The organism is Myxococcales bacterium, from assembly GCA_016706225.1.
Classification (GTDB): domain Bacteria; phylum Myxococcota_A; class Polyangia; order Polyangiales; family Polyangiaceae; genus JADJKB01.
On record JADJKB010000005.1, the window covers coordinates 449649 to 465430 of the forward strand.

16 protein-coding genes are annotated in these 15782 nt (G+C 67.2%); 13 read left to right on the forward strand and 3 right to left on the reverse strand.

From position 1 onward, the window contains the following. Positions 1 to 38: 38 nt before the first annotated feature. Together IPI67_09755 and IPI67_09760 are read left to right on the forward strand one after the other, a co-directional pair. Complete coding sequence (locus tag IPI67_09755; GenBank protein MBK7580476.1) at positions 39 to 1976, forward strand: hypothetical protein; 1938 nt, start codon at positions 39 to 41, stop codon at positions 1974 to 1976. Further along, the gene (locus tag IPI67_09760; protein ID MBK7580477.1) at positions 1976 to 2515 is read left to right on the forward strand and encodes a hypothetical protein; all 540 of its coding nucleotides are present in this window, start codon (positions 1976 to 1978) and stop codon (positions 2513 to 2515) included. The genes IPI67_09755 and IPI67_09760 overlap by 1 nt, the downstream gene beginning before the upstream one ends. 25 nt (positions 2516 to 2540) lie before the next feature. On the opposite strand, the gene IPI67_09765 is transcribed toward IPI67_09760, so the two are convergent. Beyond that, a complete protein-coding gene (locus tag IPI67_09765) occupies positions 2541 to 4130 on the reverse strand; it encodes a hypothetical protein (protein ID MBK7580478.1) in 1590 nt (529 codons plus the stop codon). 245 nt (positions 4131 to 4375) lie between these two features. On the opposite strand from IPI67_09765, the gene IPI67_09770 reads away from it, so the two are divergent. Beyond that, positions 4376 to 5077 carry a hypothetical protein gene (locus IPI67_09770; protein MBK7580479.1) on the forward strand — a complete coding sequence of 234 codons (702 nt, stop codon included), beginning with the start codon at positions 4376 to 4378 and terminating at the stop codon, positions 5075 to 5077. 12 nt (positions 5078 to 5089) lie between these two features. Then, positions 5090 to 5875, forward strand: a complete 786-nt coding sequence (locus IPI67_09775; protein MBK7580480.1) for a methyltransferase — start codon at positions 5090 to 5092, stop codon at positions 5873 to 5875. A 16-nt stretch (positions 5876 to 5891) separates the two neighbouring features. On the opposite strand, the gene IPI67_09780 is transcribed toward IPI67_09775, so the two are convergent. After that, on the reverse strand, positions 5892 to 6479 hold the full coding sequence (locus IPI67_09780; GenBank protein ID MBK7580481.1) for a TetR/AcrR family transcriptional regulator: 588 nt from the start codon (positions 6477 to 6479) through the stop codon (positions 5892 to 5894). A 303-nt stretch (positions 6480 to 6782) separates the two neighbouring features. Between IPI67_09780 and IPI67_09785 the strand changes: the two genes are divergently transcribed. The 8 genes from IPI67_09785 to IPI67_09820 all read left to right on the forward strand — a co-directional run bounded on the left by IPI67_09785 (position 6783) and on the right by IPI67_09820 (position 13165). Beyond that, positions 6783 to 7502, forward strand: a complete 720-nt coding sequence (locus tag IPI67_09785) for an MBL fold metallo-hydrolase (protein MBK7580482.1) — start codon at positions 6783 to 6785, stop codon at positions 7500 to 7502. 11 nt (positions 7503 to 7513) lie between these two features. Further along, complete coding sequence (locus tag IPI67_09790) at positions 7514 to 7981, forward strand: MAPEG family protein (protein MBK7580483.1); 468 nt, start codon at positions 7514 to 7516, stop codon at positions 7979 to 7981. A gap of 48 nt (positions 7982 to 8029) precedes the next feature. Then, complete coding sequence (locus tag IPI67_09795; GenBank protein ID MBK7580484.1) at positions 8030 to 8644, forward strand: glutathione S-transferase N-terminal domain-containing protein; 615 nt, start codon at positions 8030 to 8032, stop codon at positions 8642 to 8644. A 321-nt stretch (positions 8645 to 8965) separates the two neighbouring features. Then, the gene (locus tag IPI67_09800) at positions 8966 to 9772 is read left to right on the forward strand and encodes a class II glutamine amidotransferase (protein MBK7580485.1); all 807 of its coding nucleotides are present in this window, start codon (positions 8966 to 8968) and stop codon (positions 9770 to 9772) included. A gap of 110 nt (positions 9773 to 9882) precedes the next feature. Beyond that, positions 9883 to 11076, forward strand: a complete 1194-nt coding sequence (locus tag IPI67_09805) for a hypothetical protein (GenBank protein ID MBK7580486.1) — start codon at positions 9883 to 9885, stop codon at positions 11074 to 11076. 17 nt (positions 11077 to 11093) lie between these two features. After that, on the forward strand, positions 11094 to 11615 hold the full coding sequence (locus tag IPI67_09810; protein ID MBK7580487.1) for a hypothetical protein: 522 nt from the start codon (positions 11094 to 11096) through the stop codon (positions 11613 to 11615). After that, complete coding sequence (locus IPI67_09815; protein MBK7580488.1) at positions 11612 to 12511, forward strand: endonuclease/exonuclease/phosphatase family protein; 900 nt, start codon at positions 11612 to 11614, stop codon at positions 12509 to 12511. Before IPI67_09810 ends, IPI67_09815 begins: the two co-directional genes overlap by 4 nt. Positions 12512 to 12691: 180 nt before the next feature. After that, a complete protein-coding gene (locus tag IPI67_09820) occupies positions 12692 to 13165 on the forward strand; it encodes a hypothetical protein (protein MBK7580489.1) in 474 nt (157 codons plus the stop codon). A 120-nt stretch (positions 13166 to 13285) separates the two neighbouring features. Here the strand turns inward: IPI67_09820 and IPI67_09825 are convergent, their stop codons facing one another. Further along, positions 13286 to 14032, reverse strand: a complete 747-nt coding sequence (locus IPI67_09825) for a hypothetical protein (protein MBK7580490.1) — start codon at positions 14030 to 14032, stop codon at positions 13286 to 13288. Between the two features lie 140 nt (positions 14033 to 14172). Between IPI67_09825 and IPI67_09830 the strand changes: the two genes are divergently transcribed. After that, positions 14173 to 15777, forward strand: a complete 1605-nt coding sequence (locus IPI67_09830; protein MBK7580491.1) for an aldehyde dehydrogenase family protein — start codon at positions 14173 to 14175, stop codon at positions 15775 to 15777. Positions 15778 to 15782: the final 5 nt, after the last annotated feature.

Here is a 15782-nt window from a genome sequence, read left to right on the forward strand (position 1 = left end):
CCCCGGCGGCTGCCTGGCTCACGCTTCTCGCGTTCGACATGCGAAGACCTTGGCTCCCGGTGCTCGCCGCGCTGCTCTCGACGGTCGCAGGTTCGGCTGGGGCGACGCCCATCCCGCCCTACGCCGAGCTGCTCGCACAGCGTCGGGTCGAGCCGTCCGCCTGGGCGCCGGGGCTTTCGTTCCCGAAGCCGCTCTCGTCGCCGCTCTACGTGAGCACTCGTGTGCTCTCGATCGACACGAAGCTCGACTTGGTTCCGAGCACAGGTGTGCTCCAGGGCCACGTGGACGTGAAGGTCGAGGCGCTGTCATCGGTGGGACAGCTGTCCCTCTTGCTGGACGTCGGGCTGACGGCAACGGCCGCCTCGGCCAGCGGAAAATCCATCGGGATCACCAACCAGGCCTACCAGGGTTACACTCTGGCTACATTCGACCTGAGCCCGGCGCTGGCTCAAGGCGAAGTGGCCAGCATCAGTGTCGACTACTCCGGCACCTTGGCCTGCGGGGGCGGAACTTGTCATGCCGGCTCACCCCTGGCGTACCTGGCCGAGAACGGTCCGATCCCCGGCGTCTACGATCAGGACAACCTAGGCGGCTACAACGCCTGGGGCGCCAGTCGTTCGGTGGAGATCTCGGTCGCGGACGGTGTCGACGTGGTGGCCAGCGGGGATCTGAAGTCGAAACAGAGCGCCGGGGGCAAGACCACCTCGCGCTGGGAGATCCCGGGCTTTCAGAGCTACGGCGGCAACATCGTCATGCTCGGCGCGCTGGCCGAGACCCCCGTGTCGGGCGTGAGTCTGCCGACCCGAGTCGTCACCACCGCGGCGGGGCCGAAGTACACCGCCGAGTGGACCGGCTGGATGAAGAACATCCTGCCGTTCATCGACGCGCAGTCCGGGCAAAAGCTGCCCTACGCCGAGCTCAAGGTGTTCAAGCTGCCGACGGGCTGGCTGAACATCTTCCGCGGCACCGCGGGTTTCGGGCTGACCCTGCTCAGCGAAGACTACGCCAGCGGCAATCCGCAGTATTTCGAGGAGACCCTGGCCCACGAGAACTCCCACCAGTGGTGGGGGGTGTTGGTCTCGCCAACGGACGTGCTCACCACCCGCTGGCTGGTCGAGGGTCTCGCCACGTTGAGTCAGATCGACTACTCGGCGAAGTTCCACCACGCCGACGTGCCGCGCGACGAGTACCTGGCCCGGCGGTATCGCGAGCACTGGATGCTGGTGAAGTACCTCGGCGATCCCAGCTTGCCGCTCGTGGTGGGCTCGCAGCAGGAGATCCCCCAGGACTCCATCGGCAATACGCTGTGGGCCTACATTCGCTCGTCGGCGTTTCTCGAGTACCTGCGCGTCGTGGTCGGAGACGACGTCTTTGCTTCCGTGCTGCGCTCGTGGGCCAAGGACTGCGCCAAGCAGCTGTGTGACACCGCCGACTTCTTGGCACTGATCGAGAAGGAGAGCGGTCAAGATTTCGACCCCGTGTTTGCCCAGTGGGTCTACGCCGGCACCGCGGCCGAGCCGCGCATCGCGTTCAGTCAGGCGGGCGGCGCGCTCGCGGTCACCGCGGCGAACATCGATGCTCTGGTCGTTCCCCTCGAGCTCATCATCGAGCTCGAAGACGGGACGCTGAAGAAGCAGAGTGTGCGCTTCGAGGGTGGTAAGGCGCTGACGCTGCCGGTCACCGGCACGGTGCGCCGGGTCCGGCCGAATCCGCGGCAAGACGGCGTTATATGGAGCCGCTCGGCGGTGGACGGCGACGTAGATTTCGACGGCGAGGTCGACGGGTTGGACGTCATCCACTGCGCCTGGCGCCTCGGGCGGGTCGCCGATCCGAGTCAGCCGGGCGGGGAGGGGATCTGGTCGTCGGATCTGGACTTCGATCCCCGCTGCGACGCCGACGGAAATGGCAGCATCGGCGACTCGGATATCACGTTCGTCACCCAAGCCTTCTCGGGTCCAGTGAAAGGCGGTGGCTGATGAAGAACCGCTGGCTCATCGCGTTTGCGATTGCGCTCGTTGCCTGTTCCTCCGACGACGGCGGCGGCGGTAGCGCGAAGCCCAAGCCCAAGGAGACTTTCGTCTTCGAACCCGCCGCGACGCCTGCCGGTACCTCGGTGACGCTGCGCCAGAAGGAGCTGACCTCCGAGCGTCTGGTGCTCGAGCTCGTTGGACACTCCGTCAGTGAGCTCTACGGCGTCGCGTTTCGGCTGAGCTACGACTCGAGCGTGCTCGGCTTCGACAAGCTCGAGGCTTCGTCGGTTTGGTCCGGCTCGCCGCCGGTCACGTTGGGCGTGGTCAAGACCCCCGGTGTGCTCGTTGCGACCGTGACCGAGAAGGGAAAGGCGGCCGGCGTTGCTGGGAGTGAGGTGGTCCTCGGCCAGCTCAGCTTCAACTTCGTCGCGGGTCAAAAACCGGCCAGCCTCGAGTTCCGCGCAAATCGCAGCGCCGTCGTCGGCACCGACGGGCGCGAGCTGGCGAAGGTCGGCTGGGCCGGCGGGGCGCTGGTTCAGAAGTGACGTCGCGCGCTGAGTGAGCACGAGCTCAGTGCGGCGCGATTGCGGAGGCAGTCTCCTCGGCGGCCTTCGCCCGGTCGAGGGCGTCCTTTTTCGTTGCTGCATCAGCGAGCTCGGCGGCCGCGCGTTGGTAGCGCTCCGCGATGCCCTTGAAGTACGCCGCGTCCGCGCCCACGGGGCGAGCGATCTCCAGCAGGCGCGCTGCATCGAAGAGCGCCATTCCCGCACGCTCCCCTTTGCCCTTGCCCAGCGCGTCGAGTTTTGCCACGTCGCCGACACCCTTCGGGAGCTCCGGCCCGCGCGACATCATCGCGGCGGCGTCCTTCGGACCGCCCGCCAGCGCGGTCGTGAGCGCCAAGAGCAGCTCGGCTTCGTTCTTGGCAGCTCCCGTTGGTTTGCTCGCCGCGAACGCGGCTTCGGCCGCCGTGAAGTCCGCCGCGCGCCAGTAGCGCTGGCCAAGGCTGAAGAGCGCGCGCGCCAGCAGTCGGCGGCTCTCGGCGCTCGGGGCCTTCTCGGCCTCCAGCTTGGTGCGGGCGGTTCTTGGCAGGCCCCGCTCGATGAGGGCCCTCAGTAGCGGCGCTTCGCTCGTCTTTTCGTTGCCGAGTGCGAGTCCCGCATAGGCGGTTGGCAAGAGTGTGGCGAGCCTCTCCGCGTCCGTCTTTGGTGCGGCTGCCGCGAGCGCGGGGACGAGCAGGGTGTCGAGGGCATCGATGCGCCGTCCCGAGTACACCTCGGACAAGAGCTTGCGCGCCCGGGCAACGCGCGGGTCGTTGATCACGCCGACCTCGGCGAGTTTTTTCAGGCCCACCAGCGCCGCGTCGCGCCCGCGGTTCTTGCGCGATTCGAGCGCTTGCTCGAGGGCGCCGTAGTAAGCGTCCTTGAGCTCCGTATCCTTGGCGATGTCCTCGGGCACCGGCGCCGTGCGAGCGACATCCACGAAGCGCAGATCCGCCAAGCCTGCTTCGACCGCGACCACCGCCTTGCCATAACCCTCCAGGTTCGAGCCGTGCAGGGACACCGAGTAGATGGCCTTGGCCTGCCCCTCGATCCAGGTCTTGAGGGGGCCACTCACGAACTGGTTCACGCGCTCCTTGGAGAACGGCGCCGTGAGCTTGGGCGGTTCGCGTACGAGACGCGCCGCGCGCGCGGCAAAGCCGAGCCCCATCAGCGCATCGCGAAGCTCCGGAGCGAGTCCGGTTGGCGGTTTTGCGAGGTAGGGTTCGACCAGCACATCCCCACACTCGGTGGGTGCAAGCTCCGCTCTGAGCGCTCGCGGCAGCCCCGCGGGAAGCGCAGCACAGGCCTCGAGCGCAGCGAGCTCGGCGTCCCGCGCTCGTGCGTCGGTCTTGGCGAGTGCGTTCGCCAAGAGGCCGAGGGCGTTCTTGGCATCGCAGGCTGCGGGGGTCGGCTTCTGCTCCACGAACGCGCTGCACTCTGCGGGTGGCGGTGGGACCTTCTCGGCGTCGCCGGGCAGCAGGGCACCGGCTTGCTCGGCCTTGGTTTCTGGCTGCGGTTGCGGCGTGGGTGTCGGCGGAGTTTCGGGAGTCGGGGTCGCGGACGCGCAGCCCGTGGACGCGGCAAACAGAAGGACTGCGAACAGCTTGGTGGGAGGTGACATGACAGTTGGTGCGCAGCCTATCGCAGCAGCGGCGTGGTGGAAGCGCCGAACGGAGCCCGAACTGATTCAAAGCTGCGAAGCGCCATCGACGAGGCGCACGTGGTTCCCATCCGCGAGCTCCACGGCACCTTGCTGGGCGCACCGGTCACCTTGGAACACGTGCGCCCGCAGGACTCATGCTGCATCGAGAATTTCTGCAAGCGTGGGCTCGTCGAACGCGATTTTGCGCGCTAGGTTCCGCGCCCATGAAGACCATCGCCATCTGTTGTCTCGCGCTGTTCGGCGTCGGCTGCGCGATGAACGAGCCGGTTGAGAGCGACAAGAGCGCATTCGCCAACGAGGGTGAGTCTGCCGGAAGCGGCGGCTCCGACTCGACGCTCGGCGCGGCAGGCGCGAACGTCGGCGGCGCTGCTGGCCTCGGTGCTGCGGGCGCTAGTGGTGAAGCCACCGGTGGGGCCTCAGCGAGTGAGAGTGGTGGCGCGCCGAACGCGGGCGCCGGTGGCGAGGCCGGAGCAGAGGAAGCGCCGCCCGTGTGTGCGAGCGGAGAGAAGATCTGCGACAGCGTCTGCGTCGCAAAGACCGCCGCAGTCGGCTGCGGCTCGATGGGCTGCTCGCCGTGCAACAAACCCCCGGCGAACTCCGTGGGGACCTGCGACGGTGCGCTCTGTGACTTCGAGTGTCTGCCGGGGTTCACGCGAGATGGTTTTGCTTGCGTCGGCCCCAGCGGTGGAACAGGCGGTAACGGCGGTGGTGTGGGTGGCAGCGGGGCTGGCGGCAGCGGAGCCGGTGGCAGCGGAGCCGGTGGCTCGGGTGGAGGCACGAACCTGTGTGTCGCGGCCTGCACCCCGAGTGATCCGACGTCGCAGTTCCTGTGCGCTGCCGCATGTATCACCAAGGGCGGCTTCGGTCTGTGCGCGCCCGCGCTCAACTGCTGCGTCTGCGGCTGAGCAGGCCGAGGCATGAACGCGGAGGCGCCGCACGGCTGGCCGGCGGACGCGGTGCGCGACCGGCTGGTCGGCGACTGGCACATCTACCAGCGCAAGGGCGGACACCGCACCAGCACCGACGATCTGATCACCGCGTGGTATGCGGTGCATCGCGCCGCCGGGCGGCCGAGTCGTTATCTCGATCTCGGCTGTGGAGTGGGTTCAGTGCTGTTGATGGTGTGCCACAAGCTCAGGCCGCAGCTCGCGTACGGGGTCGAGGCACAGGCCGAGTCCGTGATGATGGCGCGGCGGGCCGTCGGCGAGCTGCCCTCGCAGCCGTGCGAGATCCTGATCGAGCATGCAGACTTTCGCGCTGCTGACCGGAACGACGAGGGCTGTGATCTCGTGACGGGATCACCACCCTACTTCCCGCTGCACACCGGTGTCCTGCCTGCGGATGCCCAGCGGCGGGCCTGCCGCTTCGAGGAGCGTGGCGGGGTAGAGGACTACCTGTCCGCCGCGGCGCGGGCGCTGTCTCCGGATGGGCGGTTTTACCTGGTGTTTCAGACGGCAGGCGGAGCGCGTGTCCTTGCCGCCGCAGCGGAGCAGGCGCTCCACGTGACCGGGCAAGCCGACTTTTTCATGCGCAGTGATCGCCTAGAGGCGTTTCTGTCGGTGTTCGAGCTCAGCCGGCGAGACGTGCCGTCCCCGCACCAGTTTCAGTGCGCGGTTCGTGACGCGGACGGCGAGGTGAGCGCGGAGTACCAGGCGATCCGGCGCGAGCTGCTGGGCCCGGATTTGGAGCCGAGCAGGGGCTGAGAGCGCTGAGCCGGCGTCACGGGGCCGCCGCGGCCTCGAAGATCCGCGCCAGGCCGTCGATCAACTGCTCGTCCGAGTAGAGCAGTGGATCGCCGTGGCTCTCGACCATGCCTTTCATCGTGAGCAGGCCGACGGCCGCGATGTTTGCGAGGAACGCCATCAGTCGGGGTTCCACGCGCGCGCGACCTCGTCCGCGCTTCCGGTCCTCCGACAGTATCGCCGCTGCTCCCGCGTAGGCGAGATCGTTCAGCGGGCGGATCCTCGCCAGCTGTTCGGGGGTGATTCGAACCGCGCCCGGTCCCGCGGTCTGCCCGTAGTGATAGGTGAGGCGGAAGTCGTCCATGCGAGACGCGAACGTGCTCACGGTCTCGCGTACGATGGCACGCAAGGCTTCGCCGCCGTTCTTTGCCTCCGCCACCGCAGCGTGCACCGCCAAGGCCTGCGCTTCGATCGCGCCAAAGACGATCTCGAAGAGGAGCGCGTCCTTCGATGGGTAGTAATAATAGAGCGCCGCTTTTGTCAGTCCGACCTCCTTGGCGACGGCTTCGAGGGTGGTGGCAGCGATGCCATTTCGTTGGAGAACACGGTGGGTCGCCTCGACGATCTCCTCCCGCGAGCGTTCGCGCCGCCGCTCGCGCCGGGCGACCCGAGGCGGGACCTCGGTGGGCTCGGCAGGGGTCCCGCGGGGTCTTGCGGAGGTTCTCGCCGCCTGCGACGTGCGGGTGCGCTGCGGGGCCTTCGGCGACACCGCGGGTTTCTTGGCTGACTTCACCCCTGAATTCTACCCACGGAACTTAATTTTGACCAGCGGTTAATTTTTGTTACCGTGGGTAAAGTTTGGTGGTATGGATGCGGAGTGGGGCTCGACCCAAAGCCGAATGCCCCACGACGCCCGAGGAGAACACCCATGGAAACCCGCACCGACGAAATCGCAGATGGCATCTTCCGCTTCTCGACCTGTGTCCCCGACGCCGCACCCGGCGGGTTCACGTTCAATCAGTTCCTGATCAAGGCTGACCAGCCGCTGCTCTTCCATACCGGCCCGCGGCGCATGTTTCCGCTCGTCTCGGAGGCCATCAGTCGCGTCGTTCCGCTCTCGAGCCTCCGGTTCATCAGCTTCGGCCACGTCGAATCCGACGAGTGCGGTTCGATGAACGAGCTGCTCGCGGCCGCCCCCCGGGCCGAGGTCGCGCACGGGGCGATCGGCTGCATGGTCTCACTCGACGATCTCTGCGATCGCGCTCCGCGCAAGCTCGCGGACGGGGAGGTGATCGACCTGGGTGGCAAGCGGGTGCGCCACATCGACACCCCCCACGTCCCGCACAACTGGGAGGCCCGTGTCCTGTTCGAAGAGACGACGAGGACGCTGCTCTGTGGCGATCTCTTCACCCACGCCGGCGACGGACCTGCGCTCACGACCGACGACATCGTTGCGCCGGCGCTCGCCGCGGAGGAGATCTTCGGCGCGACGGCGCTCTCGGTCGTGACCGCGCCGACGATTCGCCGTCTGGCCGCGCTCGAGCCGCGCACACTGGCGCTGATGCACGGTTCATCGACCCAGACCGGCTGCAGCGACGCGCTGCTGCGGCTGGCGGATGCGTACGAGGCCAAGCTCGGACTTCGCTGAAAGAGGACAGGATGGACAAGCTGAGCCTTCAAAACCCACTCTTCGTCACCTACGTGATCGCGGCGGCGATCATGATCCTCAAAGCGGCGAGCATGTCGTGGCTGACCGTCGTGCGCATGATGCAGGTCAAGGGAGGCTACCGAGCGCCCGAAGACCTGGCCAAGACGCCCCTCAACCCCGAGCCGGATCCGAAACAGTTGGAGCCGAACGAAGCGGTCGAGCGGATCCGACGCATCCATCTGAACGACCTGGAGAACATCCCGTTCTTCCTGGTCGCCGGCTTGCTCTTCATCCTGACCGATCCGTCCCTGCTCCTCGCGCGCGTGCTGCTGTATGGCTACGTCGCGACACGCCTGCTGCACTTCGTTGCGTACTTCACCGGTCGCACCCACGATCTTCGCGCCACGCTGTGGACGCCCGGGTCGCTCATCATCCTCTTCATGGCCGGCCGAACGCTCTTCGTCGCGCTCGGCCACTGAGCGCCCCGGGTCCGCCTCATGTCCACGCCCAGCTCCGCTCCGCGCCCCATGCTCTTCATGGATCGTGGCTGTCCGTTCGCGCACCGGGTGCTCGCACTCCTCGAACATCTCGGTGTGGGATACGACTCGCACGAAGCTCCGCTGGGCGCGCTGCCAGAGGGTCTCTCCCGCTGGTCACCGAGCGGACGCATCCCCTTGCTCATTCACGGAGGGGTGACGATCGGAGAGTCCAGGGTGATGCTCGAGCACCTCGCAGAGGCCTACGGCTTCGACTCGGCCTACTCGGACGTGCTGAACGAGCGCACGCTCGAGCGACACGCCATGGCGCTGATGGATGGCTCCGTGGCGCCGTGGCTCACCCGCGATGACGCGGAGCCTGAGCCAACACGCCTCGCCGAGTGCCTCGATGTGTTCGAGGGCGTGACTCACTCTCCGCCCGGACCAGGTCTGCTGAGCTTTCATTTCGCGCCCGTGTGGTTGCGCTTTCAATGGTGGTGGCCGGATGGCTTGATCACGAGGGCCATCCGCGACCGCAGGACGCTCGCGGCCTGGCTCGACCAGGCTGCGCAGCTGCCTGCCGTGGTGCGCTCGGCCCCGAGCCAAGCCGAAAATGTGGCCGATTTCCGGGCCGCTTGCGCGATGCGGAGCCCCGTGACCCCGTGACCTGGCGCGCTGTACATCGCACCACGTGACAGCTCCGCCCGACCTTTGAGGCGGTCCCGGCCGAACCCGAACCCTTTCCCACTCGTCGGGCTCCCATCATCGAAGCGGTGCCGTTGTCACCGAGGGAGTCGAAGCATGTGTCAAAGAGTCGAGTGCGCGAAATGCCGGAAGCCCAGCTACTCGGGGTGTGGCATGCATGTGGAGCAAGTTCTGGGGAATGTCCCGCGAGAGGAGCGCTGCGCGTGCCACTCGAAGCCGAAGCCGAAGCGCCCTGGCGAGCCGTCGCCGTTCCGGCGTCTGTTCAGGATGTGAGAGGCTACCGTGTGTGAGCTGTTCGCGATGTCCGCGCGGTTCCCGACCACGGTCCGCCTCTCGTTCGACGAGCTGGCGCGGCACGGCGGCGGGACCGGGCCGCACCGCGACGGATGGGGGATCAGCTTCTGGCACGACGGAGACGCGCTGGTGATCCGCGAGCCTGACGCCGCCAACGACAGCCAGTGGGTCCGGTTTCTCCACGAGCGAGAGCCCCGGACCTCGATCGCGATCGCACACATTCGTCGGGCGACTCAGGGGCCGCGGTCCTTGCGCAACACCCAGCCGTTCAGCCGGGAGCTGGGCGGCCGGATTCACCTGTTTGCGCACAACGGAATGTTGCCCGGCATCGAGGCTCTCCCGCAGTTCTTGACCCGCCGCTTCCGTCCCATCGGGGATACCGACTCGGAGCACGCGTTCTGTGCCCTGCTGGAGCGGGTGGCGTCGCTGTGGGACAAGGGACATCCGAGCGTCGAGGACCGCCTGCGCGCGATCCGCGCCTTCGCGGCTGAGCTACGACCGCTCGGGCCCGCAAACTTTCTGTATACGGATGGCGACGTGGTTTTCGTGCATGGCGATCGCCGGAAACACGACTCCGGCGACTTCCGCGCGCCCGGGCTGCATGTGCTCTGCCGGAGCTGTTCGACCCGCTCGGAGGCGGTGTCGCTGGTCGGCGTGTCCATCGACCCTGAAGAGCATCAGGACGTTGCGCTGGTCGCCAGCGTCCCGCTCAGCGGCGAGCCATGGCAGCCCGTCCCAGAGGGCGAGATCGTGATGTTGCGCGAAGGTCGCGTGATGTCGCTGCCCGCTGCGTGACGCCGCGGGTCAGTTGACCCGCGGGAGCAGCGCCCCGTTTCTCGCGGAGGCCGCGCGCCGTAGCTTTTGCGTCGGTTGATCGGGTAACATCCGCTGCTGAGCTGAACCCGATGCACATTGTCCTTTCTCGCGTGGTGTTCACCGTACTGATTTCAGTTGGAGTCATTGCGGCCTGCGGAGACTCCGCATCGGACAGCCCCGCAGGTGGCGCTGGCAGTGGAGGCTCGGCTGGTGGCTCTGGGACGGCTGGGACGTCGGGCAGCGCCGGCACAGGCGGCTCGTCGGGCAGTGCTGGTGCGGGGGGCACGTCCGGGAGCGCCGGCGCCGGCGGCTCGGACGCGGCGGTCGACGCTTCCGGAGGTGCGGCAGGTAGCGCGTCCGATGGCTCGACGCCGAACGATGCCGGCGCCCCACGCTGGCCGGGGCATCAGGTCGGCAAGATCTTGCTGGGCATGTCGACGCCCGCCGCGGATTGGAACGCGAAGCTCGCGGAGCTCAAACCCCAGGCTCCGGGTGTCCGGCGCAAGTTCTACGAGTGGAACGAGGCCGCCGCCGAAGACACACAGATCGCTGCGGACCACGCCGCTCACCGCATCCCGTGGATCTCGTTCAAGCCACCGGTGCTCACCGGTACGGTCCCGGCGCGCTGGGCAGCAGTGACCGCCGGGGGTTACGACGCGGACATCCGTGCGCGGGCGCAGCGCTATGCCAAGCTGAGTCGCCCCGTCATCGTCACCTTCCACCACGAACCTTCCAACGACGCGTCGGAGGCCGACGGTGTGAAGTGGGCGAACGCCTGGATCCACATCTACGACGTGATGAAGGCGGAGACGGGCCTGAAGAACACCGCGTTCGCGCCGATCATCGGCGACTGGCTGTTCAACGCCAAGAACTCCCAGCAAGACCCCGCCAACTGGGTCAAGCCTGGGGTGATCAGCCGGCAGCCGTTCCTTGGCATCGATCTCTACCAGAACGACAGCGGTGAAGGTTTTTCGGCGCGGCTGGATGACATCTTGAAGTGGCTTGCCAGCCAAGGGGATCCCAACGCCATGGTGGGAGTCGGAGAGGTCGGTTCGACCGACTTTTTTGCCAAGTCGGATCCAAAGGCCCCGAGCGCCGTGAAGTGGTGGAATGACTCGTGGCAGTGGGCCAGCACCCACACCGACCGAATCGGCGTGATTTCGTATTTCAACTCCACACGCAACAGCAAGCCCGACCACGTGTGGGATCTCGGAGAGTCGCCGGCCAAGTTGACGGCGTTCAAGGCTGCGCTCGCCTCCCCCGTCGCAACGTCCCTCCCGTGAGCGCGCGTGGCCCGACCGTGAATCCCGCAAGCACCGGCCTGCTCTTCGGCTTCGGGCTGCTCACGCTCGCGTGCGACGCGCGGAGCCGGAGCGAGTCAGGAAGCTCGAGCGCGTCGGCGCCGAGCCCCGTGGCAGCCACGCCGCAGGCGCTTTGCCAACGAGCCGCTCGGGCGCTCTCGAGCGGGGACGCGCAGGAGCTTGCGGGACTCTCGCCCGCGACCGGCGTCGACGTTCGGGTCGAGATCAAACAGTCGCTGGTCGAGACCGACGAGCGCACGGCCGAGACCCTGCATTCCCGAGCCGAGCTCGAGGCTTGGCTCGGGAGGACACGTCCAAAATGGACCTGCTCGGGGGACGACTGCACCTGGCCGCAGGGCTTCCTTGTCGGAGCTCTCGCACGCTGCCTCGGAGACTGTTGTTTCTCCGACTGGCCGGACGGCATCGAGAAGAAGGCGCTATACCTGAGTCGGATCTGCGTGGCAGGTCGCGAGGGCAACCAACCCCGGCTCTCTTACATCGGCTTCGTGGAGGCGAAATGAAACAACTGGGTCGAGCGGTTCTCTTCGCAATCGGACTGCTCAGCTTGGGCTGTGGTGATGACACGGAGGACTCGCAGGCACTGCCCGCGAAGCCACTGACGGTCATGACGTACAACGTGCTCTGCTCCATCTGCAAGGGCGGTGAGTACGACCCCTGGGCCGAGCGCCTCGGCTACTTCGGTGACATCTTCAAGCGGCACGATCCCGATCTGATCGGTGTGCAAGAGCTGACGCCGCTGACCGGAGAGGTCGACGCGCTCTTGGCGCAAGCGCCGGGGCGCAGCGCGCTCTTCTTCGAGCAAGAGGGCTGGCCGCCGTATCCCGACGCGGCGATCGTCTACCGCACGTCGCGGTTCAAGGTGCTCGAGCACGGAACGTACTGGCTCAGCCCGACTCCGGACGTCGCGCGCTCGACGGGTTTTGCCGATCCGCAGCTGCCACGCCTGGTCGTCTGGGCGCGGCTGCTCGACAAGGCAGGCGACCGCGAGATGTTCTTTGCCAGCACGCACTTCGACAACAACTCACCCAGCCAGGAGCTGAGCGCGCCGCTGGTGCTGGAGCGTACGGCGCCGTTTGCGGGCACACTGCCGGTGGTGTTCGTCGGCGACTTCAACTCCCGCCCGGACAGCAAGGCCTATGGGATCTTGACGGGTGACACGAGCCACGGCGTCGTGTTCCAGGACGCCTACGATCTCGCGCCGTCGCCTGGCATCGTCGAGAACCAAGATCCCGATCCGACCTTCGACGACAAGGACCGCATCGACCACGTGTTTCTGGCGGGTGACGGTGTGACCTGGAGCGCGGAGAGCTGGGTGTCGGATCTGTACGTCTACGGCGCAAAGAACCGCTACCCGTCCGACCACTTCGCGGTCGTGTCCCGCATTGATCGAGACTGACGCTCGGCCGGCCTCGCCATGCCCACCCTGATTCCGACTCCTCGCCACTCGGGCGCATATCGACGACGCACGGCGCTCGCGCCGACGCCGGAGCCGTTCGCCTTCGGTACGGGCGAACGACTGGTCCTGTCCTTCCCACTCCCTGTCGAAGAAGTCGTTCGGCGCCTCTCCGTCATCAGCGTGCCGGATGCGTCGCAAGACAATCTCCGAGGCCAGCCGCTACGTTTTGTGGGCAAGGTGCAAACACCAGAATTTCGCTTGGCGCTCAATGCCCGACTCGGACCGCTGACGCAGATCCGCGGTCGAATCAGCACCGATGCCGACATGACCCAGCTGCAACTGGAAACGCTGGTCGTGCCCATCGTTCCCCTAGGGGCCATCGTCATTGCCGTGGCCCTGCCTGTGATGGCCGCTGCCGAACGCCGGCCGCCGAGCACGGTCTGGTTCTGGGCCAGCTTAAGCGTGGTTGGGGTGGTGCTCAGCATCGTGGCAGCGATCGCCACGGTTCGCAGTGGCTTGCCCCGCGCCCGCAGGGTAATCCTGGATGCTCTGCTACCAGAACGCGATCCCGAGGCCGGCGATGACGACCTTCCCCCGACGGTGGAGGAGCTCATTGAACGCGTCGAGTCGCGCGTTCACGATCACCGCGACTGACGAGACGTCATTCCGTCGAGGTCGAGCTTGCTCGCCGTGCGCCGCCGCCGCGCAGGCGACGAGGCCGGTGCTCCTGCCCGCCCTCGTCGCTGCGCAGTGAGGGGCCTTGGCCCCCCGCGCTCACTGCTTCGTATACGTGACCGAGAACTTCACCGCGGTCGAGTAGAGCGTCAGCGAGGTTGGGGTCGCCGTGTAGCTCGAGTACACAATGTCGACGTTGGGGGATTGGGTCGAGCACGTCGTCGTGGCCGTGATGCCCGTGCCGGAAGTCGTGAACGTAAAACTCTTGTGATAGACGGGGGGGCCCTGTTCGTCGCCGACCAGCTGCCCGACGCCGCCGCAAATCTCGAGCGTCTGTTTCATCGTGAGCGAGCCCAGCGGGTTGCCGGTGTAACCCTCGATCTTCGTCAGGTGGTACAGCCCCTCCGCAATCGTGCCGCCGGTGCCGGTGGGCACCGCCGTTGCGACCTGCGTGACCGGCACGAACGCCGCGCCGTTCGCCAGGCTGTTGCACGCCGCCCCGGCGTCGGGGAACGCGGTACAAGCGCCAGCGTCTGCTCCGCCGCTGCCTGAAGCTCCGCCAGTGCTCGTTCCGCCACTGCCCGCGGCGCCTCCCGTATTCGAGCCGCCCGCACCCGCGGCGCCTCCCGTATTCGAGCCGCCCGCGCCCGCGGCGCCTCCCGTACTCGAGCCTCCGCTACCGGAGGCGCCTCCGGTGCTGGCTCCTCCGCTGCCCGAGGTCCCGGCCGTGCCGCCACTCGATTTGCCCCCGCCGCCGCTGCTGTCGTCGCTGCCGCAGCCCGAGGTCAGGCTCAGGGTCATGGATACCGATGAGGTGATGATCAAGAAGAAGAGCTGTTTGCGCATCGAGGAAGCGTCCACTTGCTGCCCGGCCGCTGTCAATGGTCTGCACTGTGCCAGGGATTTCTGGCTGCCACGTCCCCCTGACCTGCCATCGGCGTGGACGTGATTGAAGCGGGCAAGCTCCGGGGATAAGTCGCACGGCCATGGGGCAAGGAATCTTTTCGGAGAAAAATCCCGGCGACCTCTCGGCGCTCTCGCAGGTCGAAGCGACCAGCAAGGACGAGGTCGCGCGCATCGTGGCGGCGGCGCGGGCTGCGCAGAAGCAGTGGGGCGACAAGAGCGTCGATGCGCGGGCCGAGCTGATCCTGGCCGTCGCCCGACGCATGATGGAGCAGCGCGCTGAAGCCCTGCCCATCATCGCGAGTGAGACCGGACGCAGCGAGACCGAGTGCCTGATGAGTGAGCTCGCGAGCGCCCTCGAGTTCTTCAAACAGGCCATCCGCGCGGGCAAGAAGGCGCTGATGCCGGAGCGCATCAAGATTTCCGCGCTGGACTACCCAGGCAAGAAGGCGGTGGTCGAGGTCCTGCCGCGGGGAGTCGTTGGCATCATCGCGCCGTGGAACTACCCGCTCGGAAACTTCATGAAGTCGCTGGTCCCGGCGCTGCTCAGCGGCAACGCGGTGGTCCTCAAGCCGAGCGAACAGACACCGCGCACCGGTGCCTGGCTCGCGAAGATCGCAGGCGAGGTCCTGCCCAGGAACCTGGTGGGTCTCGTCCAGGGCGGGGGCGAGGTCGGCGAAGCGCTGATCGGCGCGGGTGTCGACGCGATTGTCTTCACCGGCTCGGTGAAGACGGGCAAACGCGTGGCGGTGAGCGCTGCCGAACGGCTGATCCCGTACTCGGTGGAGCTCGGGGGCAAGGACGCCGCCATCGTGCTCGCGGACTGTGATCTCGAGCGCACCGTCGCCGGCATCGCCCAGTGGGGTCTGCACAACGCCGGACAGAACTGCGCCGCCGTCGAGCGGGTCTATGTCGAGGAGTTGATCGCCGACACCTTCGTCGAGCGCCTCGGCCGTTTCGTGAGTGAGCTGCGGGTGGCGCCCGAGGACGGCTTGACCGATCTCGGACCGTTACAGAACGAACCTCAGCTGCGAATCGTCGAGCGTCACGTCGACGAAGCCAAAGACAAGGGGGCAAAGGTCGTCTGCGGGGGTGCGCCGACCCAACGGGGTTACGGCTACCGACCGACGGTGCTCGACCGCTGCACCCACGAGATGGCGGTGATGCGCGAGGAGACCTTTGGTCCGGTCATCGGTGTCATGCGTGTGAAGAGCGCCGAGGAAGCGGTCCGGCTCGCCAACGACTCGAGCTATGGTCTGAACGGCTCGGTGTGGACCCGCGACATCGAGCGCGGCATCGTGCTGGCGAAGCAGCTCGAGGTCGGGGTTGCGCTGGTGAACAACCACGCCATCACCGGGATCCTGCCGGAGACACCCTGGACCGGCGTGAAGGACACCGGCCCGGGCGTGGCTTCGAGCCGGCATGCGTACTCGACGTTCACGCGACCGCGGACCGTGTTTGTCGACCGTTCGAGCAAGCCGGACCCGTGGTGGATGCCCGCGGATGACAACCTGCGCGCCCTCGGCGAGGCGCTGGTCGAGCGGCAGCTCCACGGCGGACTTGGCGTCTTGCTCCGCCTCGGAGCGCTGGTGGGCAAACGCGTGAAGGCGATCCAGGCGGCGGTCACCGCGCCGCCGCGCAAAGCCTTGCCGCCGGCCAAGGAATCGGCCAAGTCGGCCGAGGCCTGAGCCCC